Annotated in this window: 18 protein-coding genes; 13 read left to right on the plus strand and 5 right to left on the minus strand. The window is 60.1% G+C overall.

Features of this window, described 5'->3' with window-relative positions:
- Positions 1 to 291: 291 nt before the first annotated feature.
- Complete coding sequence (gene pdxB / locus ACWNZ1_RS02505; RefSeq protein ID WP_135844520.1) at positions 292 to 1,434, plus strand: 4-phosphoerythronate dehydrogenase PdxB; 1,143 nt, start codon at positions 292 to 294, stop codon at positions 1,432 to 1,434.
- 128 nt (positions 1,435 to 1,562) lie between these two features.
- Here pdxB and ACWNZ1_RS02510 read toward each other — a convergent pair whose 3' ends face one another.
- A complete protein-coding gene (locus tag ACWNZ1_RS02510) occupies positions 1,563 to 1,742 on the minus strand; it encodes a PA1571 family protein (RefSeq protein ID WP_003199629.1) in 180 nt (59 codons plus the stop codon).
- Between the two features lie 258 nt (positions 1,743 to 2,000).
- On the opposite strand from ACWNZ1_RS02510, the gene ACWNZ1_RS02515 reads away from it, so the two are divergent.
- Complete coding sequence (locus tag ACWNZ1_RS02515; protein ID WP_135844521.1) at positions 2,001 to 3,773, plus strand: ABC transporter transmembrane domain-containing protein; 1,773 nt, start codon at positions 2,001 to 2,003, stop codon at positions 3,771 to 3,773.
- Positions 3,774 to 3,957: 184 nt separating this feature from the next.
- On the opposite strand, the gene ACWNZ1_RS02520 is transcribed toward ACWNZ1_RS02515, so the two are convergent.
- Positions 3,958 to 5,886, minus strand: coding sequence for a transglycosylase SLT domain-containing protein (locus tag ACWNZ1_RS02520; RefSeq protein ID WP_135844522.1), 1,929 nt, complete (start codon positions 5,884 to 5,886; stop codon positions 3,958 to 3,960).
- 214 nt (positions 5,887 to 6,100) lie between these two features.
- On the opposite strand from ACWNZ1_RS02520, the gene ACWNZ1_RS02525 reads away from it, so the two are divergent.
- The gene (locus tag ACWNZ1_RS02525) at positions 6,101 to 8,017 is read left to right on the plus strand and encodes an ATP-binding cassette domain-containing protein (RefSeq protein WP_135844523.1); all 1,917 of its coding nucleotides are present in this window, start codon (positions 6,101 to 6,103) and stop codon (positions 8,015 to 8,017) included.
- 83 nt (positions 8,018 to 8,100) lie between these two features.
- On the opposite strand, the gene ACWNZ1_RS02530 is transcribed toward ACWNZ1_RS02525, so the two are convergent.
- Entirely contained in the window at positions 8,101 to 8,541 is a 441-nt protein-coding gene (locus ACWNZ1_RS02530) for a universal stress protein (protein ID WP_135844524.1), read from the minus strand.
- A 110-nt stretch (positions 8,542 to 8,651) separates the two neighbouring features.
- On the opposite strand from ACWNZ1_RS02530, the gene ACWNZ1_RS02535 reads away from it, so the two are divergent.
- From ACWNZ1_RS02535 to ACWNZ1_RS02565, 7 genes are all read left to right on the plus strand, one after another.
- A complete protein-coding gene (locus ACWNZ1_RS02535; protein ID WP_135844525.1) occupies positions 8,652 to 9,089 on the plus strand; it encodes a hypothetical protein in 438 nt (145 codons plus the stop codon).
- 489 nt (positions 9,090 to 9,578) lie between these two features.
- The gene (gene fadB, locus ACWNZ1_RS02540) at positions 9,579 to 11,726 is read left to right on the plus strand and encodes a fatty acid oxidation complex subunit alpha FadB (protein ID WP_256452431.1); all 2,148 of its coding nucleotides are present in this window, start codon (positions 9,579 to 9,581) and stop codon (positions 11,724 to 11,726) included.
- 30 nt (positions 11,727 to 11,756) lie between these two features.
- Positions 11,757 to 12,932, plus strand: coding sequence for an acetyl-CoA C-acyltransferase FadA (fadA, locus tag ACWNZ1_RS02545; protein ID WP_025212747.1), 1,176 nt, complete (start codon positions 11,757 to 11,759; stop codon positions 12,930 to 12,932).
- 108 nt (positions 12,933 to 13,040) lie between these two features.
- The gene (locus ACWNZ1_RS02550; RefSeq protein ID WP_135844527.1) at positions 13,041 to 13,277 is read left to right on the plus strand and encodes a DUF1653 domain-containing protein; all 237 of its coding nucleotides are present in this window, start codon (positions 13,041 to 13,043) and stop codon (positions 13,275 to 13,277) included.
- A 115-nt stretch (positions 13,278 to 13,392) separates the two neighbouring features.
- Positions 13,393 to 16,005 carry a type I DNA topoisomerase gene (gene topA, locus ACWNZ1_RS02555; protein WP_135844528.1) on the plus strand — a complete coding sequence of 871 codons (2,613 nt, stop codon included), beginning with the start codon at positions 13,393 to 13,395 and terminating at the stop codon, positions 16,003 to 16,005.
- A gap of 198 nt (positions 16,006 to 16,203) precedes the next feature.
- Positions 16,204 to 16,728: a DUF6586 family protein gene (locus ACWNZ1_RS02560; RefSeq protein ID WP_135844529.1), complete on the plus strand. Its 525-nt coding sequence runs from the start codon at positions 16,204 to 16,206 to the stop codon at positions 16,726 to 16,728.
- A 106-nt stretch (positions 16,729 to 16,834) separates the two neighbouring features.
- Positions 16,835 to 17,068, plus strand: coding sequence for a hypothetical protein (locus ACWNZ1_RS02565; protein WP_003183419.1), 234 nt, complete (start codon positions 16,835 to 16,837; stop codon positions 17,066 to 17,068).
- 73 nt (positions 17,069 to 17,141) lie between these two features.
- Here the strand turns inward: ACWNZ1_RS02565 and sulA are convergent, their stop codons facing one another.
- Positions 17,142 to 17,615 carry an SOS-induced cell division inhibitor SulA gene (gene sulA / locus ACWNZ1_RS02570; protein WP_014339358.1) on the minus strand — a complete coding sequence of 158 codons (474 nt, stop codon included), beginning with the start codon at positions 17,613 to 17,615 and terminating at the stop codon, positions 17,142 to 17,144.
- A 10-nt stretch (positions 17,616 to 17,625) separates the two neighbouring features.
- Positions 17,626 to 18,234: a transcriptional repressor LexA gene (lexA, locus tag ACWNZ1_RS02575; protein ID WP_003199651.1), complete on the minus strand. Its 609-nt coding sequence runs from the start codon at positions 18,232 to 18,234 to the stop codon at positions 17,626 to 17,628.
- A gap of 240 nt (positions 18,235 to 18,474) precedes the next feature.
- Here lexA and ACWNZ1_RS02580 point away from each other — a divergent pair, with 240 nt between their 5' ends.
- The 3 genes from ACWNZ1_RS02580 to ACWNZ1_RS02590 all read left to right on the plus strand — a co-directional run bounded on the left by ACWNZ1_RS02580 (position 18,475) and on the right by ACWNZ1_RS02590 (position 21,106).
- Positions 18,475 to 19,182: a TetR/AcrR family transcriptional regulator gene (locus tag ACWNZ1_RS02580; protein ID WP_025212751.1), complete on the plus strand. Its 708-nt coding sequence runs from the start codon at positions 18,475 to 18,477 to the stop codon at positions 19,180 to 19,182.
- Between the two features lie 174 nt (positions 19,183 to 19,356).
- On the plus strand, positions 19,357 to 20,355 hold the full coding sequence (gene nagZ, locus ACWNZ1_RS02585) for a beta-N-acetylhexosaminidase (RefSeq protein WP_265073091.1): 999 nt from the start codon (positions 19,357 to 19,359) through the stop codon (positions 20,353 to 20,355).
- A gap of 10 nt (positions 20,356 to 20,365) precedes the next feature.
- A complete protein-coding gene (locus tag ACWNZ1_RS02590; RefSeq protein ID WP_256452433.1) occupies positions 20,366 to 21,106 on the plus strand; it encodes an S-methyl-5'-thioinosine phosphorylase in 741 nt (246 codons plus the stop codon).
- The last annotated feature ends 8 nt before the right edge of the window (positions 21,107 to 21,114 follow it).

Here is a 21,114-nt window from a genome sequence, read left to right on the forward strand (position 1 = left end):
CCGAAAAGATTAAGCGCAAGGCGGCGCATTCTACGCCTTGACACAGTGGTCAGGAAAAAACCTGTGTTGGGGATTTGTAATCGCTTTTTCAGTTTGCGAGCACCCGTGGGAGCAAGGCTTGCCCGCGATGAAGATGACGCGGTCTCCCAAGGAACCGAGGCGCCTGCATCGCGAGCAAGCTTTGCTCCCACAAGAGCGGGGAAATCCCTTGGCCACAGCATCGTTCGCTCCCGTTAATGCACGGACTTACGGGAACGCCTACACTGCCAACCCCGCCAAAGGAGCTCTGCCATGCTGATCGTCGCTGACGAAAACATCCCCCTGCTTGATGCGTTTTTCCAAGGTTTCGGCGAAATCCGCCGGGTACCGGGGCGGGGCATCGACCGGACGATGGTCGAACAGGCCGATGTGTTGCTGGTGCGCTCGGTCAGCCAGGTCAATCGGGCATTGCTGGAAGGCAGCAAAGTGCGCTTCGTCGGCACTTGCACCATCGGCACCGATCACCTGGACCTGGATTATTTCGCCGAGGCCGGCATCCGCTGGGCCAGCGCGCCGGGCTGCAATGCCCGTGGGGTGGTGGACTATGTGCTGGGCAGCCTGATGACCCTGGCTGAAATCGAAGGCGCGCAGCTTAAGCAGCGCACCTTTGGCGTGGTCGGCGCAGGCCAGGTGGGCGGACGCTTGATCGAGGTGCTAAAGGGGCTTGGCTGGGCCGTGAAGGTCTGCGATCCGCCGCGTCAGGCCGCCGAAGGAGGCGACTATGTAAGCCTGGAGCAGATCATCGAGCAGTGCGACGTCATCAGCCTGCACACCCCGTTGACCCGCGACGGTGAGCAACCGACCTGGCACCTGTTCGACGAAGCGCGTTTGAACCAGCTCAAGCCTGGCACCTGGCTGATCAACGCTGCTCGCGGGCCGGTGATCGATAATGCGGCGCTGCGCGAGGTGCTGCTGGAGCGTGAAGACCTGCAAGCGGTGCTGGATGTCTGGGAGCAGGAGCCGACCGTGGACGTCGACCTGGCTGACCTGTGCGTGATCGCCACTCCCCACATAGCCGGTTACAGCCTCGATGGCCGTCAGCGTGGCACGGCGCAGATCTACGAGGCCTTATGCGGTTTTCTGGAACGGCCGGTTGAAGTCAGCCTCAACGATTTGCTGCCGCGGCCCTGGTTGGGTGGTATTACCCTGGATGCCGAAACCGACCCGGCCTGGGCCCTGGCGACGTTGTGCCGTGGTGTGTACGACCCTCGTGGCGACGATGCGAACTTTCGCCGCAGCCTGGTGGGAACAGTCAGCGAACAACGCAGCGCCTTCGATGCCCTGCGCAAGCACTACCCGCCGCGACGGGAAATCGACAGCTTGAAGGTTCGTATCGAAGGACAGTCCCCAACCTTGCAGCAGATCGTCACCGCGCTGGGCGCCACCGCCATCTAGATCGTGGAGTGCTCTTGTGGCGAGGGAGCAAGCGCCCTCGCCACAAGAGCTGCACTACAAGGGCCTGCAAAGTCAGCAGGCATAAAAAACCCGACATCAAGGTCGGGTTCAATTGAAGACGGGCTGTATCACTTTTGTTCGGCAGGCTTGACCAGTCGTTTTTCCAGCTCGCTGCAAGCTTTTTGGATCATGTCTTCGGTGATCGGAACTTCGCGCCCTTGGGCATCGATGAACGAGCAGCCCAGGGACTGGTCCGGTTGCGTGCGGATTACTTGAATCTTGTCGTCGCTGCTGTGTTGCAAGGACATGGCCTGTCTCCTCATCAGGTTGTGTGCCTACTTTAATGTCGCCAGGTGACCGAGCCATGACACTCCTTGTAGGTTCATGGCGACACCTCCACTCAATCAGAAACACAGTTGCGTTTCCAGCCAGACTTTAGACCGATAACATCTAGTCCCTAGTCGTTGTGGTCATATTTAACCTGACTCATTCTGATTCAAACATGGTTGCGCTGCGCTTCGGTGTCGCTGATCGGCCTTTTTCTGCTGCATTATCGGACGTTTCTGATGCTTTCTTCCCAACAGCGCCGGGCTATCCACCTGGCCAGCGGTTTTATCGCACCTTATCGCAAGCAGGTCGTCGGCGCTTTGCTGGCGCTGATTGTTACCGCCGGTATTACTTTGTCCATGGGGCAAGGCATCCGGTTGTTGGTGGACCAGGGGTTCATGACCCGTTCCCCGCACTTGCTCAATCAGTCCATCGGTCTGTTCATGGTGCTGGTGGTGGGGCTGGCGATTGGTACATTTTCCCGCTTCTACCTGGTGTCGTGGATCGGTGAGCGGGTGGTGGCGGATATCCGGCGGCAGGTCTTCAACCATTTGGTCTACCTGCACCCGGGGTTCTACGAGAACAACCGCAGTTCGGAAATTCAGTCGCGCCTGACCGCCGATACCACCCTGCTGCAGTCGGTGATTGGTTCGTCGCTGTCGTTGTTTTTGCGCAACGCCTTGATGGTGGTGGGCGGCATCGTGCTGTTGTTTATCACCAACCCCAAACTCACCAGCATCGTGGTGATTGCCCTGCCGTTGGTGTTGGCGCCGATCCTGGTGTTCGGCCGCCGGGTGCGCAGCCTGTCGCGTCAGAGCCAGGACCGCATTGCCGACGTCGGCAGTTACGTCTCCGAAACCCTCGGCCAGATCAAGACCGTGCAGGCTTACAATCATCAGGTCCAGGATGAACAACGTTTTTCCGTGACGGTGGAGCAGGCCTTCGAGACCGCCCGCAAGCGCATCGCCCAGCGGGCCTGGCTGATCACCCTGGTGATCGTGCTGGTGCTGGGAGCGGTTGGCGTGATGCTCTGGGTTGGCGGCATGGATGTGATCGCCGGGCGGATTTCCGGCGGTGAGCTGGCGGCTTTCGTGTTCTATAGCCTGATCGTCGGCAGCGCCTTCGGTACCCTGAGCGAAGTGATCGGCGAGTTGCAACGGGCGGCGGGCGCGGCGGAGCGAATTGCCGAGTTGCTGCGTTCGGAAAACATCATCCAGCCGCCGGCCGCAGGTCTTGTGACATTGCCTGCACGAGTCAGGGGCGATTTGCGTCTCGAAGGTGTGCGTTTTTCCTATCCGTCCCGGCCGGAAAGCTATGCGGTCGACGGCCTTGACCTGACCATCCACGCTGGCGAAACCCTCGCCCTGGTCGGGCCTTCCGGCGCCGGCAAATCAACGGTGTATGACCTGCTGCTGCGTTTCTACGATCCGGTGCAAGGGCAAATCTTCATCGACGACGTGCCGCTGACGCAGCTCGATCCGCTGGACCTGCGTCGCCATTTCGCCCTGGTTTCGCAAAATCCAGCGCTGTTTTTTGGCACGGTTGAAGAGAACATTCGCTACGGCAACCCCGAGGCGACGTCCGAGCAGGTGCGCGAGGCTGCGCAGATCGCCCATGCCCACGACTTCATCGAAAAAATGCCCGACGGCTACCAGACCCACCTGGGCGACGGGGGCCTCGGGCTTTCCGGCGGCCAGCGTCAACGCCTGGCCATCGCCCGGGCGCTGCTGGTGGATGCACCGATCCTGCTGCTGGACGAAGCCACCAGTGCCCTCGATGCGCAAAGCGAACACCTGATCCAGCAGGCCTTGCCCAGCCTGATGAAAAACCGCACCACCCTGGTCATCGCCCACCGCCTGGCCACGGTGAAAAACGCCGACCGGATCGCCGTGATGGATCAGGGCAAAGTGGTAGCCGTGGGCACTCACCAGGAACTGGTGGCCAGCAATGCGCTGTATGCGCGGTTGGCGGCGTTGCAGTTCAATGTGGGCCTGGAGCCGGCAACTGACTGAGGACTACGCACACCTGTGGGAGCGGGCTTGCTCGCGAAAGCGGTTGTCAGTCAGCATCATCGTTGGCTGATACATCGCCTTCGCGAGCAAGCCCGCTCCTACAAGGTCCAGTAACGGACCAAAAAAATGCCCGTATCTTTCAATACGGGCATTTTTGCTTTCAGGAGCCGCTTGCCGCTAACCCTCACTGATCATCAAAGTAGCGCTCATGCCAGTCCACCAGCGGTTGTGGCGAGTTGAGCTTCTGGCCGTAGATCACCGAGTATGACAACACGTTCTGCACGTATTGGCGGGTTTCATCGAACGGGATGCTTTCGACCCAGACGTCGAAGCTCAAGTGGTCGGCGCCGCGCAGCCACTGGCGTACGCGACCGGGGCCGGCGTTGTAGGCCGCCGAGGCCAGGACGCGGTTGCCGTTGAACTGGCTGTGGACCTGGCTCAGGTAGGCCGCGCCAAGCTGGATGTTTTTGTCCGGGTTCAACACCTGCTGTGGCGAAGCCAGGGGGATGCTGAATTTGCGCGCGGTTTCCTTGGCGGTGCCAGGCATCAACTGCATCAGGCCAGCGGCGCCGACGCCGGAGCGGGCGTCGTCCATGAAGGCGCTTTCCTGGCGGGTGATCGCGAACACCCAGCTCGAATGCAGGCCACGGACCTTCGCTTCGCGCACCAGGGTGTCGCGGTGGGCCATCGGGAAACGGATGTCCAGGTCGTCCCAGTACTTGGCCTGGCTGATGGTGCGGATGGCCGGAAAATACCATTTCAGATCATAGGCCAGCTTCGCCTGGGCGACCATTTCGTCCCGGCTGAAATGACGGCTGACGTGATACCACTCGCGGCGTCCGTCGACGATGTCGCCACGGGCATGAAATTCCAGCGCCCGACGTATTCCGGGCGTGTTGCGCACCTTATTGATCAGCGCCTGGCTCATCACCAGGGGTTTGTTGACGAGCGAGTACGGTGACTGGGAGCGGTCGGCAGCCAGGAAACCATAGAAATCCCGCTCACGGGCCAGATGCTTGTACAGCGTCAGCGCCTCGGGGTTTTGCGGCTGTGCCAGCTCCAAGGCGCGGGCCTGCCAGTAGCGCCAGCGGTTGGTGCTGGCCAGCGACTCGGGCAAGCGACGCGTCAACTGATAGGCGTCGTCCCAGCGGGCCAGGCGCAGCAGCAGGCGCAGGCGCCATTCCGAAACGGTGTCGTCCCGCAGTTCCGGGTCGTATTTGGTCATCACGTCCAGGGCGCGGCTGTCGAAGCGCTTGGCCAGGGTCAGGCCAATTTCCCGGGCAATCGCGACTTTTTCATCCCGGGAGAAGTGCATGGTGCTGGCGTAGCCGTCCAGCAGCGCCATGGCTTTCTCTGGATCCTGACGGGCCAGGCGACGCAGGCCGAGGCTGACGATATCGGCCATCGGTTCATCGGCCGGGGCGAAGCGCGATGGTTGGTTGAGCAGTTCCGGTTTCTGCGCGACGTCCACCAGCAAACTGCCGCGGGGGGCAAGGGTGGTCAGGCCGCTGACCAGGCTCTTGGCCAGCGGGTAATTGCGCGCCTGGGCCGCCAGTTTGGTGCGCTCCCAGCGTTTTTGCTCGGTCAGTTGTCCCTGGGATGCCCACAGGCCGAACAGCGCATCGCATGCTTGCGGCTGGGACTTGCCGGTGAGCCACAGTTTTTCGGTGTTGGCGTAGCCTTCGGCCTTCAGCCCATGGGTGAGCTGGTACTGCGCGTTGAGACAGTCCAGTTCGGTGAAGTTGAGTTTGGGGTCGTAATACTTGACGAACGTTTCCCAGTCGCCGCGCTCGCTCAGCCAGCGCAACCAGCGCAGCTTCATCCAGTTGGCCTGGGGCAGGTCACCGTGTTCGGCGAGGAATTTCTCGATTTCGGCGTTGCTGGCGCTCTTGAGGCGAGCGGTCAGTTCGTCGTAGGCCAGGTAGGGTTCCAGCGGATAATCGCGCAGAGCCTGGCTGTAGCGAAAGTAGGGGGCGGAATCACCCTTGGCCAAGGCGCGCTTGGCTTCATCGTAATACTGGCGTTGTGTGGAAATATCCACTGCCTGGGCGGTCTGAACGGCAGTGGCACATACAAATAGGCAAGATAAAACACTGAAAAGGCGACTGCGCATGATACGTCCGGGCAGAAAAAAACATGACAAGCCCAAGGGTTAACCCAGGGTAACTATCTGTAGCTTAGCCTTTTGCCAGCAACCGGCGAAAGCTTTGCAGGGCCGTCGGTGCAAGTTCGCAACAATTATTGTGCAGAGTGCTGCAGTGGCGAAATTGGCGGACTCTTGGGGCCTCATCTCAGGTAGAATGCGCGCCCGGTTTTTGGAGAAGCTCATGACCCTGCTCAAATTCAGCGATGTGTCCCTTGCTTTCGGCGCTATGCCGTTGTTGGACAAGGTGTCCTGGCAGATCGCCCGTGGTGAGCGGGTGTGCATCATCGGCCGCAACGGCACTGGCAAGTCCAGCATGATGAAGCTGGTCAAGGGCGATCAGAAGCCCGATGACGGCTCGGTCTGGCGCGCCCCAGGCCTGAAAATCGGCGAATTGCCCCAGGAACTGCCGGTGGCCGACGAGCGGACCGTGTTCGACGTGGTCGCCGAAGGCCTGGACGGTGTCGGCGCGCTGCTGGCCGAGTATCACCACTTGAGCCAGAACATCGTTACCGATGCCGACCTGGACAAGTTGATGCACGTGCAGCACGACCTTGAAGCCCGTGATGGCTGGCGTCTGCAGCAATTGGTCGACAGCACCCTGAGCCGCCTGCAACTGCCGGCCGACAAGACCCTCGCCGAGTTATCCGGCGGCTGGCGTCGCCGCGTCCTGCTGGCCCAGGCCCTGGTGTCCGAACCGGACCTGCTGCTGCTCGACGAACCGACCAACCACCTGGACATCGGCGCCATCGCCTGGCTTGAAGAAGCCTTGAAGGACTTCCAGGGCGCGGTGCTGTTCATCACCCACGACCGTTCTTTCCTGCAGAACCTGGCGACCCGTATCCTCGAACTGGACCGCGGCGGCCTGATCGACTGGAACGGCGATTACGCCAGCTTCCTGGTGCACAAGGAAGCGGCGCTGGCGGCGGAAGAAACCGCCAACGCGCTGTTCGATAAAAAACTGGCCCAGGAAGAAGTCTGGATTCGCCAGGGTATCAAGGCTCGTCGCACCCGCAACGAAGGTCGTGTGCGCGCGCTCAAGGCCCTTCGCATGGAGCGCAGCGAACGTCGCGAACGCACCGGCAAGGCCAACATTCAGTTGGATACCGCTGATAAGTCCGGCAAGCAGGTAATGGTGCTTGAGAACGTGAGTTTCGCGCACCCGGGCGGCCCGTTCCTGATCAAGGACTTTTCCATGGTGTTGCAGCGCGGTGACCGCATCGGGCTGCTGGGCGCCAACGGCACCGGCAAGACCACCTTGCTCAAGCTGATGCTCGGCGGCCTGGTGCCGACCAACGGCAAGGTGGAAGAGGGCACGAAGATCGACGTCGCCTACTTCGACCAGTTGCGCCATCAGTTGGACCTGGAAAAGACCGTGATCGACAACGTCGCTGAAGGTCGCGACTTCATCGATATCGACGGTCAGAGCCGCCACGTGCTGAGCTACCTCGGCGATTTCCTGTTCAGCCCCCAGCGTGCCCGTACGCCGGTCAAGGCGTTGTCCGGTGGTGAGCGAGCCCGTCTATTGCTGGCCAAACTGTTCAGCAAGCCGGCGAACCTGCTGGTGCTCGACGAACCGACCAACGACCTGGATGTGGAAACCCTCGAGTTGCTGGAAGAGGTGCTGCTGACCTTCAACGGCACCGTGCTGATGGTCAGCCACGACCGGGCATTCCTCGACAACGTGGTCACCAGTACCCTGGTGTTCGAAGGCGAAGGCCTGGTCCGCGAATACGTCGGTGGTTATCAGGACTGGCTGCGCCAGGGCGGCTCGCCGCGCCTTTTAGGGGTGACCGAGAGCAAGTCCGGCAAGGCTGACCTGAACTCGGCCGTGGTCAAGGCCGAGCCGGCCCCGGTCGCTGCTGCGGCCCCGGCACCGGCCAAGAAAAAGCTCAGCTACAAGCTGCAGCGCGAGCTGGAAGCATTGCCGGGTGATATCGACGCGAAGGAAAAGCAGATCGCAGCGGTGGAGGCCGACATGGCCGACGCTGGCTTCTATCAGCGGCCTGCCACCGAAACCGCCAAGGTGATCGCGCACCTGGAGCAGTTGCAGGCCGAGCTGGATGCACTGGTCGAGCGCTGGGCTGAACTGGACGCTTGATCCACTGCTGTAAAGAATCCCGGTGCTCAGAGATGAGCGCCGGGATTTCTATTTGAAAACGCAATCCCGCTCCCACACAGGTTTTAGGCGCGCTTGACCAGGTGTACTGCCAATACATCGCAAGGCGCGCCATGCAATACATCGTTGGCGGTCGAGCCCAGCAACAGGGCCAGGCCGTGACGGCCATGGCTGCCGACGACGATCAGGTCGCAACCCTGTTCCTTGGCCAGGTGATGGATCTCCTGGCGCGGTTGGCCGTAGGTCAGGTGGCTGAATTCCTTTTTCAGGGCAGGGTATTTCACGATCAGTCGGTCAAGGCGTTCCTTGGCCTGATCGAATTGCTGTTGCTGCAGCTGGGAAAGGTCCATTGGCACGTCACCGCCAAAGGCCATGGCCATCGGCTCGACGATGTGCACCAGCGACAGCTTGGTGTCTCGGCCCTCGCAAAGCGCGAGGGCGCGCTTGACGACGGGATCGCATTCTTCCGTGAGGTCGACGGCAACCAGAACGTGTTCGTAGTACATGGAAAGCACTCCAGGGAATTGCGATACGGTAAGTATGGCTGGTTTCAAGCGCATTGACGGCGACGTGGGTCAATGGTCAATGGGCTCAGCAGAATTCGGGGAGTACGAATATGACGGTCTGGATAGTGGTGTCAATCCTGTTGGTGGTGTTAAGCCCCCTGGCATGGTTGCGGCCGTCCCGTGTTCAGAGCGGCCGCATGGCCTTGCGCATGGAGGCGCGGCGCCTGGGCCTGGCCATGCAACTGGCGCCGCAGGAGTGGCCGCACTGGCTCGGCCAGCAGCCGCCAAACCCTTGTGCGCAGTACCACCGGCCCCGACGCGGCAAGGAGCCAGCGGTCTGGAGCTATTGGCAGACTGCGCCGGGTGTGTGGGTCAACCAGTGGCGAGAAGTCTGCCAGGATGAGGCGTTGCTCAATCATTTCGAAAAATTGCCGGCCAACGTCTACAAGGTCGAAGCCGATCGACAAATGATCGCCTTGTATTGGGGCGAGAAGGGCGAAGCCAGTGTTTTGCAGGACATTTCCAATGTGCTCAAGGCTCTGGCCTGAGGCGTAAAAAAGCCCGACAGTCTCATCGGGCGGGTTGGCCAGGCAGGCCGGTAACCAAAACACCTATCCGGACGTTCGTTCGTAACGTCCTTTGCTCAAGATTTCAATCGTACCCCCGACAGCGTAGTCGCCTGAGTCAGGCTTGCCTGTAATTAGGGCGACTTTTCTAATTATTGATTCTATGAATGACTACCCATGCAGCGCCGTGTTGCGGATCTGTGCGGTACGGAAATGACCGCGAAGTCGCGTTCAAACCCCTTGTTTAGGGCGATTGACAATTGTCGGAAATTCCGTGAAGGTGACGTACCCAAATCAAACGGGCGTATGAATTGAGCGTTTGTATTATCCGAACGCTCCTACAGAACCCCGACTATCGCGTTGACGGGTGTGCCTGGCGGATTGGCGTAGCATCGACGGTAACGTCAATGCCGAACCAGCAGTCAGCGTTCAACGTGTACTGTTCAGCTTCCATATCGTGGAGATCAGTTGATGATTTACGAAGGTAAAGCCATCACGGTTAAGGCTCTTGAAAGTGGCATCGTCGAACTGAAGTTCGATCTCAAGGGTGAGTCCGTCAACAAGTTCAATCGTCTAACCCTGAATGAATTGCGTCAGGCAGTGGACACTATCAAGGCAGATGCTTCGATCAAGGGTGTGATCGTCAGCAGCGGCAAGGACGTCTTCATCGTCGGCGCCGACATCACCGAATTCGTCGATAACTTCAAGCTGCCCGATGCCGAACTGATCGCTGGCAACCTCGAAGCCAACCGTATCTTCAGCGACTTCGAAGACCTCAACGTACCGACCGTCGTGGCCATCAACGGCATCGCCCTGGGTGGCGGCCTGGAAATGTGCCTGGCAGCGGATTACCGCGTCATGTCCACCGTGGCCAAGATCGGCCTGCCGGAAGTCAAGCTGGGCATCTACCCAGGCTTCGGCGGTACCGTGCGCCTGCCGCGCCTGATCGGTGCCGACAATGCCATCGAGTGGATTGCCGCCGGCAAGGAAAACCGCGCTGAAGACGCGCTGAAAGTCGGCGCGGTGGATGCCGTGGTCGAGCCTGGCAAACTCCAGGAAGCGGCCCTTGAAACGCTCAAGCGTGCCATCAGCGGCGAGTTCGACTACAAGGCCAAGCGTCAGCCAAAGCTGGACAAGCTCAAGCTCAACGCTATCGAACAAATGATGGCCTTCGAAACCGCCAAGGGTTTCGTTGCAGGCCAGGCCGGGCCGAACTACCCGGCACCGGTTGAAGCGATCAAGACCATCCAGAAAGCCGCGAACTTTGGTCGCGACAAAGCCCTGGAAGTCGAAGCCGCCGGCTTCGTCAAGCTGGCCAAGACCTCGGCTGCGCAAAGCCTGATCGGTCTGTTCCTCAATGACCAGGAACTGAAGAAGAAGGCCAAGGCCTACGATGAAATCGCCCGTGACGTGAAGCAGGCCGCTGTACTCGGCGCCGGCATCATGGGGGGCGGCATCGCCTATCAGTCGGCGTCCAAAGGCACGCCGATCCTGATGAAAGACATCAACGAACACGGCATCGAACAGGGCCTGGCCGAAGCCGCCAAGCTGCTGGTTGGCCGCGTCGATAAAGGTCGCATGACTGCTGCGAAGATGGCCGAAGTGCTCAACGGCATTCGCCCAACCCTGTCCTACGGTGATTTCGGCCATGTCGACCTGGTGGTCGAAGCGGTTGTCGAGAACCCGAAGGTCAAGCAGGCGGTACTGGCTGAAGTCGAAGACAAGGTCAAAGAGGACACCATCCTCGCCTCGAACACCTCGACCATTTCCATTTCGCTGCTGGCCAAGGCCCTCAAGCGTCCGGAAAACTTCGTCGGCATGCACTTCTTCAACCCGGTGCACATGATGCCGCTGGTGGAAGTGATCCGTGGCGAGAAGTCCAGCGAACTGGCCGTTGCCACCACCGTCGCCTACGCCAAGAAAATGGGCAAGAACCCGATCGTCGTCAACGATTGCCCGGGCTTTTTGGTCAACCGCGTGCTGTTCCCGTACTTCGGCGGTTTCGCCAAGCTGGTCAGCGCTGGTGTGGACTTTGTGCGCATCGACAAGGTCATGGAAAAATTCGGCTGGCCGATGGGCCCGGCGTACCTGATGGACGTGGTCGGCATCGACACCGGTCACCACGGTCGCGATGTAATGGCTGAAGGCTTCCCGGACCGCATGAAAGATGACCGTCGTTCGGCTGTCGACGTGCTCTACGAAGCCAAGCGCCTGGGCCAGAAGAACGGCAAGGGCTTCTACGCCTACGAGACCGACAAGCGCGGCAAGCAGAAGAAAGTCGCCGATTCGTCGGTGCTGGAAGTGCTCAAGCCGATCGTCTATGAGCAGCGCGACGTTACCGACGAGGACATCATCAACTGGATGATGATCCCGCTGTGCCTCGAAACCGTGCGTTGCCTGGAAGATGGCATTGTCGAAACCGCCGCCGAAGCCGACATGGGTCTGGTCTACGGTATCGGTTTCCCTCCATTCCGTGGCGGTGCGCTGCGCTACATCGATTCGATCGGTGTGGCCGAGTTCGTTGCCCTGGCTGACCAGTACGCTGATTTGGGCGCGCTGTACCACCCGACTGCGAAGCTGCGTGAAATGGCCAAGAACGGCCAGAGCTTCTTCGGTTAAGCGCCCAACGACTAGAGCGAGAGAACATTTATGAGCTTGAATCCTAGAGACGTCGTGATTGTCGACTTCGGTCGTACACCGATGGGCCGCTCCAAGGGCGGCATGCACCGCAATACCCGCGCCGAAGATATGTCGGCGCACCTGATCAGCAAGCTGCTGGAACGCAACGTCAAGGTCGACCCGAACGAAGTCGAAGACGTGATCTGGGGCTGTGTGAACCAGACCCTGGAGCAGGGCTGGAACATCGCCCGCATGGCCTCGCTGATGACCCAGATCCCTCACACTGCGGCCGGCCAGACCGTCAGCCGCCTGTGTGGTTCGTCCATGAGCGCGCTGCACACTGCCGCCCAGGCGATCATGACCGGTAACGGTGACGTGTTCGTCGTCGGTGGTGTCGAGCACATGGGCCACGTGAGCATGATGCACGGTGTCGATCCGAACCCGCACATGTCGCTGTACGCGGCAAAAGCCTCGGGCATGATGGGCCTGACCGCGGAGATGCTCGGCAAAATGCACGGCATCACTCGCGAACAGCAGGACGCCTTCGGCGTGCGCTCCCACCAGCTCGCCCACAAGGCGACCGTGGAAGGCAAGTTCAAGGATGAAATCATCCCGATGCAGGGCTACGACGAGAATGGCTTCCTGAAGCTGTTCGACTACGACGAAACCATTCGTCCGGAAACCACCCTGGAAAGCCTGGCGGCCCTCAAGCCGGCATTCAATCCCAAGGGCGGCACCGTGACGGCCGGTACTTCGTCGCAGATCACCGACGGCGCCTCATGCATGATCGTGATGTCGGCCCAGCGTGCCCAGGACCTGGGCATCCAGCCGATGGCCGTGATTCGTTCGATGGCGGTGGCGGGTGTGGACCCGGCAATCATGGGCTATGGTCCAGTGCCAGCGACGCAGAAAGCTTTGAAGCGTGCCGGCCTGAGTATTTCCGATATCGACTTCTTCGAACTCAACGAAGCTTTCGCTGCACAGGCCCTGCCCGTGTTGAAAGATTTGAAAGTGCTCGACAAGATGAACGAGAAGGTTAACCTGCACGGCGGCGCGATCGCCCTGGGTCACCCGTTCGGTTGTTCCGGTGCGCGTATCTCCGGCACCCTGCTCAACGTCATGAAGCAGAATGGCGGCACCTTTGGCGTGTCCACCATGTGCATTGGCCTCGGCCAGGGCATCGCCACTGTCTTCGAACGCGTCTAAGCGTTGCGTTGATGGAAGCCGGGGCCAAGTGCCCCGGTTTTTGTTTTTCCGGGTTTGGTAAAAAAGATTTTGTTTTTATTTTGAAAAGATTTCAGTGAGGGCCAAAGCATGCCGATACAACCTGGGCTCTACCAACATTACAAAGGTCCGCAGTACCGCGTATTCAGTATCGCGCGGCATTCCGAGACCGAGGAAGAAGTGGTCTTCTATCAAGCCCTGTATGGCGATTACGGCTTTTGGGTGAGGCCCTTGAGCATGTTCGAGGAGTCCGTCGAGGTTGACGGCGAACAGGTACCACGCTTTGCTTTGGTGCAGGCCGAAGAGAGCCTTTTTTCCAAGCCTTGAGGGCAGGCTGCGGGAAACCCTGCGCTTGACCTCACCTTGTAGCCACTATATATAGCGGTGCCGCGTCAGGCGCCAACCGCCTTTCACTTTTTAGAATTCAGGAATTTTCTGATCCATGGGCAAATCGCTGGTCATTGTGGAATCCCCGGCTAAGGCCAAGACCATCAACAAGTATCTGGGCAACCAATACGTGGTGAAGTCGAGTATCGGCCATATCCGAGACCTGCCCACCAGCGGTTCGGCTAGCGCCAGCAAGGAGCCAGCCGCCAAGCGCGGCAAGGCTGCTGCCGGTGAAGCGCCGGCGCTGTCGCCCAAGGAAAAGGCGCGCAAGCAGTTGGTCTCGCGCATGGGTGTTGATCCGGACCACGGCTGGAAAGCCAAGTACGAGATCCTCCCGGGCAAGGAAAAGGTCATCGAAGAGCTGCGCCGGCTCGCCAAGGATGCTGACACCATCTATCTCGCGACGGACTTGGACCGCGAAGGGGAAGCCATTGCCTGGCACCTGCGCGAAGCCATTGGTGGGGATGACAGCCGCTACAAGCGCGTGGTGTTCAACGAAATCACCAAGAAGGCCATCCAGGAAGCCTTCTCCCAACCGGGCGAGCTGGATATCGATCGGGTCAACGCCCAACAGGCGCGTCGCTTCCTGGACCGCGTGGTGGGCTACATGGTCTCGCCACTGCTGTGGGCCAAGATCGCCCGCGGCCTGTCGGCTGGTCGTGTGCAGTCGGTTGCGGTGAAGTTGGTGGTAGAGCGTGAGCGGGAGATCCGTGCGTTCATCCCTGAAGAGTACTGGGAAGTCCACGCCGACCTCGGCACCGCGAAAGGCGCTACCGTGCGCTTCGACGTGGCCCGGGAGAAGGGCGAAGCCTTCAAGCCGCTCAACGAAGCCCAGGCCATGGCCGCGCTGGAGAAGCTCAAGGCTTCCAGCTACAGCATCGTCAAGCGTGAAGACAAACCGACCAGCAGCAAGCCGTCGGCACCGTTCATTACTTCGACCTTGCAACAGGCTGCGAGCAACCGCCTGGGCTTTGGCGTGAAGAAAACCATGATGATGGCCCAGCGTCTGTACGAAGCCGGCTACATCACTTATATGCGTACCGACTCGACCAATCTCTCGGTCGATGCCGTGGCGATGGCGCGCACTTATATAGAGAGCGAGTTCGGCAAGAAATACCTGCCGGAGACGCCGAATGTCTACAGCAGCAAGGAAGGCGCACAGGAGGCGCACGAAGCAATTCGTCCGTCCGACGCCAACACCGAGCCAAGCAAGTTGTCGGGCATGGAGCGCGATGCCGAGCGCCTCTACGAGTTGATCTGGCGCCAGTTCCTGGCCTGCCAGATGCTGCCGGCGCAATACCTGTCGACCACCGTCAGCGTCGGTGCTGGCGACTTCGAGCTGCGCGCCAAGGGCCGCATCCTGAAGTTCGACGGCTACACCCGTGTCATGCCGCAGATCACCAAGCCTGGGGACGACGACGTCCTGCCGGACATGGCCCAGGGCGATGTGATGAAGCTGATCAAGCTTGATCCGACCCAGCACTTCACCAAGCCGCCGGCCCGTTATTCGGAAGCCAGCCTGGTCAAGGAAATGGAAAAACGTGGCATCGGTCGTCCTTCGACCTACGCGGCGATCATTTCCACGATCCAGGACCGTGGCTACGTGGCGTTGCACAACCGCCGTTTCTATTCGGAAAAGATGGGTGACATTGTTACCGAGCGTTTGTCCGAGAGCTTTTCGAACCTGATGGACTACGGCTTCACCGCCGGCATGGAAGAGAATCTCGACGATGTGGCCCAGGGCGAACGGGACTGGAAAAACGTTCTCGACGAATTCTACGGCGACTTCAAGAAAAAACTCGAAGTGGCTGAAAGTCCTGACAATGGCATGCGGGCCAACCAACCGGTCATGACCGACATTCCGTGCCTGACCTGCGGTCGTCCGATGCAGATCCGCACGGCATCGACCGGTGTCTTCCTCGGTTGCTCAGGCTACAGCCTGCCACCCAAGGAACGCTGCAAGGCGACGGTCAACCTGGTGCCGGGCGACGAAATCGCTGCGGACGACGAGGGCGAGTCGGAATCCCTGGTATTGCGTGGCAAGCATCGCTGCCCGATCTGCAGCACGGCGATGGATGCCTACCTGTTGGATGAGAAGCGCAAGCTGCACATCTGCGGTAACAACCCGGACTGCGCCGGCTACGAGATTGAAGAGGGCACCTATCGCATCAAGGGCTACGAAGGTCCGAGCCTGGAATGCGACAAGTGTGGCAGCGAGATGCAGCTCAAGACCGGCCGCTTCGGCAAGTTCTTCGGTTGCACCAACCCGACCTGCAAGAACACCCGCAAACTGCTCAAGAGCGGTGACGCGGCACCGCCGAAAATGGACCCGGTGAAGATGCCGGAACTCAAGTGCGAGAAGGTCAACGACACCTATATCCTGCGTGACGGGGCATCTGGCCTGTTCCTGGCGGCCAGTCAGTTCCCGAAAAACCGCGAGACTCGGGCGCCGTTGGTGATGGAGATCCTGCCGCACAAGAGCGAGATTGATCCGAAGTACCATTTCCTCTGCGAAGCACCGCAGAAAGATCCCGATGGGCGCCCGGCGGTCATTCGCTACAGCCGCAAGACCAAGGAGCAGTACGTGCAGACCGAAGTCGATGGCAAGCCAACCGGCTGGAAGGCGTACTACGACGGCGGTAAATGGACGGTTGAGGATAAGCGCTGATCGCCGGAGCTAATCTGAAGGTAGGGGGGGCTCCCTGTGGCGAGGGAGCGTCCCCATAAGCCCCAAGTGAATAAAGGCCGCATGATCACCCAAGGGTTTTCATGCGGCCTTTTTGTTTTTGACTTGCAGTGGCCTCGGTTGATCCACGACACTGTCGCACTTGCGTGAAGCTCTTATTTCGCTGGGGAGAATGCCGCCATGGCCCACGAACTCTACACCCGAACCAATCAGAAAATTTATTTCGCCGGCCTGTCGCTCGAGGCGCTCGCCAGGGCGGAGGATGGCCGCGCAATGAATTCCCCAGCGTTGATCCAGGCAGGGCGCGAATCAGCGCTGTTTCATCTGTACGGTGCGTTGTTGGGGCTGTGCCATGAAATTGCCGGTTTCTATCGTCTGCCACAAGCGAATGCGCCACGGGCTGAGCAGCTGTTGACCCGTGACGTGCTGGATACCATCGCTATTCCTGAGTTGGCTGAGATGGTCGAGCTGGCCCACAACCCGGAAACCTGGTTGGCCAAGCTGCTGGCGGCCCACGCGGCGCTGTTCGAGCCACCAAGGGCTCCTCGCAAACCCAAGGGCGACGTGACCCAGCCGTTGATCGTGGCGGTCAATCTGGATGAGCAAGAACCCGAGCAGGAGCTGAGCCAGGAGGAGCTGGAGAGCTGGCGCCAGAACTTGAAAAGTTTGGCGATCCGCTTTCGTGAAGGTTTGAACGAGTGCTGAATTTTCCTTCAGCCCGTTCTGAACGTTGATAACGCTTGGTCAAGATCCCGAGCGAACCCTGGCCGATGACTATATAATCCTCGCCTTTCGTGGAGAACAGACCTTTATGCCAACGTCCTTTCTAGAAATTGTCGAACTTCCTGATGGCCGCATCGAGCTGCGCAGGGCCGAGGACGAAGGTTCTCTGGTTACCCTGAACTTCTCCGAAGATGCCAAGGTATTCCTTCAAGGTCAGCATGTCGAAGTCGCCAAGGCGATGCTAAGCGTAGGTGTCCAGATGGCAGGTCGCCTGGTTGAAGGTGAATTCAACAAGGAAGAGGGGCCGCGGGTTCTTCATTGATTCCCGTCTGTCGGCTTTTTAAAGATAGTTCTACTGATCGGCTTCTCTGTCCTGAAGAAGCCCTGCGTTTGTCTTAGCCCAATCGAATATTCAGGCTTTGCGCGTCCCCAGTGCGAGCGGCGCTGATCAACTGTTGCCGTGCGGTAGCGGTCAACGGATTGAGCCAACTGACCACTGTATGACTGCGTCCCAGGCGCAAGGCTTCACACGTCAGTTGCTGGGCGCTTTGAGTTCCCCGCGGTTGCAGCAGCAGGATGCGTTCACGGTTCAGGCCGGCGTCCCGCAACCAGGCCTGGGTGACGCTGGCTGGCGGTGCAATCAGGGTCAACCAGCGAGCGTCCTGGTCCTGGCTGAGTTCTCGCAGAATCGGTGCCAGTAGGTTCAGGCAATTCCCGGCCGCACCACGTAACGACAGCTCGCTGAAAGCCTCGGGCTCGACGCCCCAGGGCGACTCGATGACCTCTTTCAGGACTGGAGCCAGCGGTTGGGCCATGAATGCCTCGAACAACGGAAGTTGTGTGTGCTGTGGTGTGTGTGGGAACTGCATAAAGCCTCCTTTAGCGGCGAATGACGCCGACACTCAAGCCTTCGATGACCAGGTCCTGATCTTTCAGGTTCACTTCGATGGGGGCGAACTCGGGGTTCTCGGCGATCAGCCAGACCTTGCTGCCATCGCGCTTGAAGCGCTTGACGGTCACTTCATCGCCGATTCGCGCCACGACGATCTGGCCATTGCGGGCTTCGCGTGTCGTGTGGACCGCCAGGAGGTCACCGTCGAAGATGCCGATGTCCTTCATGCTCATGCCGTGCACGCGCAGAAGGTAATCAGCTCGTGGGTGGAAGAATGAAGGATTGATGTTGCAGGATTCCTCGACGTGCTGCTGGGCGAGGATCGGCGCGCCTGCTGCTACCCGGCCAATGATCGGCAGGGTGGTTTCGTCGGCCTTGGCTTCGAAGCCTGGAATGCGAATGCCGCGGGATGCGCCCGGCGTCATTTCGATCGCACCCTTGCGGGCCAGCGCCTTGAGGTGTTCTTCAGCCGCGTTGGGCGATTTGAAACCCAGTTCCTGAGCGATTTCCGCACGGGTCGGCGGGTAGCCGTTGTCTTCGAGGCAGCGTTTGATGAAGGCCAGAATCTCTGCTTGGCGTGGCGTCAGCTTTAGCATATTGATCGCTCTGTCTTTTTATACAGTGACTGGGATTATATACAGTGAACGGCGCTTGGCAATCCTCCTTTTTCAACAGCCCGCTGGACGGTCGGTCGGGCCGCTGGAAGCGACATGGCTACAGCCTGTTTAAAGGTGTGGTTAAATACTGACCGGGCGTTCGCAAAACGTCCCGGCAGGCTTGACAATTCCGAGGCTGAAACGTATGTTTCAAACAAGTGTTTGTCAGGCGGAGTAGCCATGGCCCAGTCGGAAACCGTTGAACGCATTCTCGATGCTGCCGAGCAATTGTTCGCGGAGAAAGGTTTCGCCGAAACCTCGTTGCGTCTGATCACCAGCAAGGCTGGGGTCAACCTGGCGGCGGTGAACTATCACTTCGGTTCAAAAAAAGCCCTGATCCAAGCGGTTTTCTCGCGCTTCCTCGGGCCTTTCTGCCTCAGTCTCGATCGCGAGCTGGAACGTCGCCAGGCCAAACCCGACGTCAAGCCAACCCTGGAAGAACTGCTGGAAATGCTGGTCGAGCAAGCGCTTGCCGTGCAACCACGCAGCGGTAACGATCTTTCCATTTTCATGCGTTTGTTAGGCTTGGCATTCAGCCAGAGCCAGGGCCACCTGCGGCGTTACCTGGAAGACATGTACGGCAAGGTGTTCCGCCGCTACATGCTGCTGGTCAATGAAGCCGCGCCGCGCATCCCGCCGATCGAACTGTTCTGGCGCGTGCACTTCATGCTCGGCGCCGCCGCGTTCAGCATGTCGGGTATCAAGGCGTTGCGAGCCATCGCGGAAACCGATTTCGGTGTGAACACGTCGATCGAGCAGGTGATGCGCCTGATGGTGCCATTCCTGGCGGCCGGCATGCGTGCCGAAAGTGGTGTCACCGATGAGGCGATGGCCGCCGCACAGTTGCGTCCGCGCAGCAAATCAGCCCCGGCGCTCGCCAAGGCTTGAGTTCACGGGTGGGCGCGGCTGTCTACATCCGCTAAGCTAGCCGCCCATGCCGACTCTCGTTTCGAACCCGCTTTATATTTCATCGCAAAACCTTCGCCTGCCGGGCCTGGAGCCCGTCGGTGCGGTCGTGTGTGTGGGGTTCATCGTTATTAAGGAAATGCTATGACTGCTGGCCTGCAAGGCTCGTTGATGGTGGACGTCGCCGGTACATGGCTGACGGCCGAAGATCGCCACCTGTTGCGCCAGCCTGAAGTGGGTGGCCTGATTATTTTCGCGCGCAACATTGAGCATCCACGGCAGGTGCGCGAGCTGAGCGCCGCGATCCGGGCCATTCGTCCCGACCTCTTGCTGGCGGTCGACCAGGAAGGCGGGCGCGTGCAGCGCCTGCGCCAGGGGTTTGTGCGGTTGCCGGCGATGCGGGCGATTGCCGACAATCCGAACGCCGAATACCTGGCCGAGCAGTGCGGCTGGATCATGGCCACTGAAGTGCTGGCGGTTGGTCTCGACTTGAGCTTTGCCCCGGTGCTGGACCTCGATTATCAGCGTAGCGCCGTCGTCGGCAGTCGTGCCTTCGAAGGCGACCCCGAGCGTGCCGCATTGCTGGCCGGCGCATTTATTCGCGGCATGAACGCCGCCGGGATGGCCTCCACCGGCAAGCATTTCCCCGGGCACGGCTGGGCCGAGGCTGATTCCCATGTGGCGATTCCCAACGATGAGCGCAGTCTCGAACAGATCCGCGCCAGCGACCTGGTACCGTTTGCCAAGCTGAGCAAGCAGCTCGCGGCGGTCATGCCCGCCCATGTCATTTACCCGCAGGTTGACGCCAATCCAGCTGGATTTTCCCGACGCTGGTTGCAGGACATCCTGCGCGGCGAGTTGCAATTCGATGGCGTGATCTTCAGTGATGATCTGTCGATGGCCGGCGCCCATGTAGTGGGTGATGCCGCCAGTCGTATCGAGGCTGCCTTGACGGCCGGCTGCGATATGGGCCTGGTGTGCAACGACCGCGCCGCTGCCGAGCTGGCCCTGAGTGCCGCCCAGCGCCTGAAGGTTCAGCCATCGGCAAGGATCGCCCGCATGCGCGGCCAGGCTTTCGCCTCCACCGAGTATCGCCAGGATCCACGCTGGTTGACGGCAATCGGCGCGCTGAAAGCCGCTCAATTGATCGATTAAGGACTTTTTCATGACTGTTTACGCAATTATCGGCGGCACAGGCCTGACCCAGCTCGAAGGCCTGACCATCCGCCAGTCCCTGGCGGTAGAAACACCTTATGGCGCGCCATCGGCCCAGGTGCAGATCGGCGATTATGCCGGGCGCGAAGTGCTGTTCCTGGCTCGCCATGGCCATCCTCATCGTTTGCCGCCGCATCAGGTGAACTATCGCGCCAATCTCTGGGCCCTCAAGCAGGCCGGCGCCGAGGCGATCCTGGCGGTCAACGCCGTGGGCGGGATTCACGCCGCGATGGGAACCGGGCATTTCTGTGTGCCCCATCAGTTGATCGATTACACCAGCGGCCGTCAGCACACCTACTTTGCCGATGACCTGGAAGCGGTCACCCACATCGATTTCAGCTACCCCTACAGCGAGTCGTTGCGTCAGCAACTGATTGCTGCGCTGGCCGCCGAAGGCTGCGGTTACAGCAGCCATGGCGTGTACGCCTGTACGCAAGGCCCGCGCCTGGAAACCGTGGCCGAAATCGCTCGCCTGGAGCGCGACGGCTGCGACATCGTCGGCATGACCGGCATGCCGGAAGCGGCGCTGGCCCGTGAGTTGGAACTGGATTACGCCTGCTTGGCTCTGGTGGTCAACCCGGCGGCCGGCAAGTCCACTGCGGTGATCACCATGGCTGAGATCGAGCAGGCGTTGCATGACGGGATGGGGAAGGTGAAGTCGACCTTGGCGCGGGTGTTGATGGCTGGCTAGTGGATGGT

The organism is Pseudomonas sp. CFBP 5748 (genome assembly GCF_053850495.1).

What these genes read in the sequence shown, in the direction of transcription:
- ACWNZ1_RS02525 (WP_135844523.1), top strand. Translation starts at nt 6,101, where the DNA reads ATGACCCTGCTCAAATTCAGCGATGTGTCCCTTGCTTTCGGCGCTATG.
- fadA (WP_025212747.1), top strand. Translation starts at nt 11,757, where the DNA reads ATGAGCTTGAATCCTAGAGACGTCGTGATTGTCGACTTCGGTCGTACA.
- ACWNZ1_RS02535 (WP_135844525.1), top strand. Translation starts at nt 8,652, where the DNA reads ATGACGGTCTGGATAGTGGTGTCAATCCTGTTGGTGGTGTTAAGCCCC.
- ACWNZ1_RS02560 (WP_135844529.1), top strand. Translation starts at nt 16,204, where the DNA reads ATGGCCCACGAACTCTACACCCGAACCAATCAGAAAATTTATTTCGCC.
- ACWNZ1_RS02565 (WP_003183419.1), top strand. Translation starts at nt 16,835, where the DNA reads ATGCCAACGTCCTTTCTAGAAATTGTCGAACTTCCTGATGGCCGCATC.
- ACWNZ1_RS02530 (WP_135844524.1), bottom strand. Translation starts at nt 8,541, where the DNA reads ATGTACTACGAACACGTTCTGGTTGCCGTCGACCTCACGGAAGAATGC.
- ACWNZ1_RS02580 (WP_025212751.1), top strand. Translation starts at nt 18,475, where the DNA reads ATGGCCCAGTCGGAAACCGTTGAACGCATTCTCGATGCTGCCGAGCAA.
- pdxB (WP_135844520.1), top strand. Translation starts at nt 292, where the DNA reads ATGCTGATCGTCGCTGACGAAAACATCCCCCTGCTTGATGCGTTTTTC.
- sulA (WP_014339358.1), bottom strand. Translation starts at nt 17,615, where the DNA reads ATGCAGTTCCCACACACACCACAGCACACACAACTTCCGTTGTTCGAG.
- topA (WP_135844528.1), top strand. Translation starts at nt 13,393, where the DNA reads ATGGGCAAATCGCTGGTCATTGTGGAATCCCCGGCTAAGGCCAAGACC.
- lexA (WP_003199651.1), bottom strand. Translation starts at nt 18,234, where the DNA reads ATGCTAAAGCTGACGCCACGCCAAGCAGAGATTCTGGCCTTCATCAAA.
- ACWNZ1_RS02590 (WP_256452433.1), top strand. Translation starts at nt 20,366, where the DNA reads ATGACTGTTTACGCAATTATCGGCGGCACAGGCCTGACCCAGCTCGAA.
- ACWNZ1_RS02510 (WP_003199629.1), bottom strand. Translation starts at nt 1,742, where the DNA reads ATGTCCTTGCAACACAGCAGCGACGACAAGATTCAAGTAATCCGCACG.
- ACWNZ1_RS02550 (WP_135844527.1), top strand. Translation starts at nt 13,041, where the DNA reads ATGCCGATACAACCTGGGCTCTACCAACATTACAAAGGTCCGCAGTAC.
- ACWNZ1_RS02515 (WP_135844521.1), top strand. Translation starts at nt 2,001, where the DNA reads ATGCTTTCTTCCCAACAGCGCCGGGCTATCCACCTGGCCAGCGGTTTT.
- ACWNZ1_RS02520 (WP_135844522.1), bottom strand. Translation starts at nt 5,886, where the DNA reads ATGCGCAGTCGCCTTTTCAGTGTTTTATCTTGCCTATTTGTATGTGCC.
- fadB (WP_256452431.1), top strand. Translation starts at nt 9,579, where the DNA reads ATGATTTACGAAGGTAAAGCCATCACGGTTAAGGCTCTTGAAAGTGGC.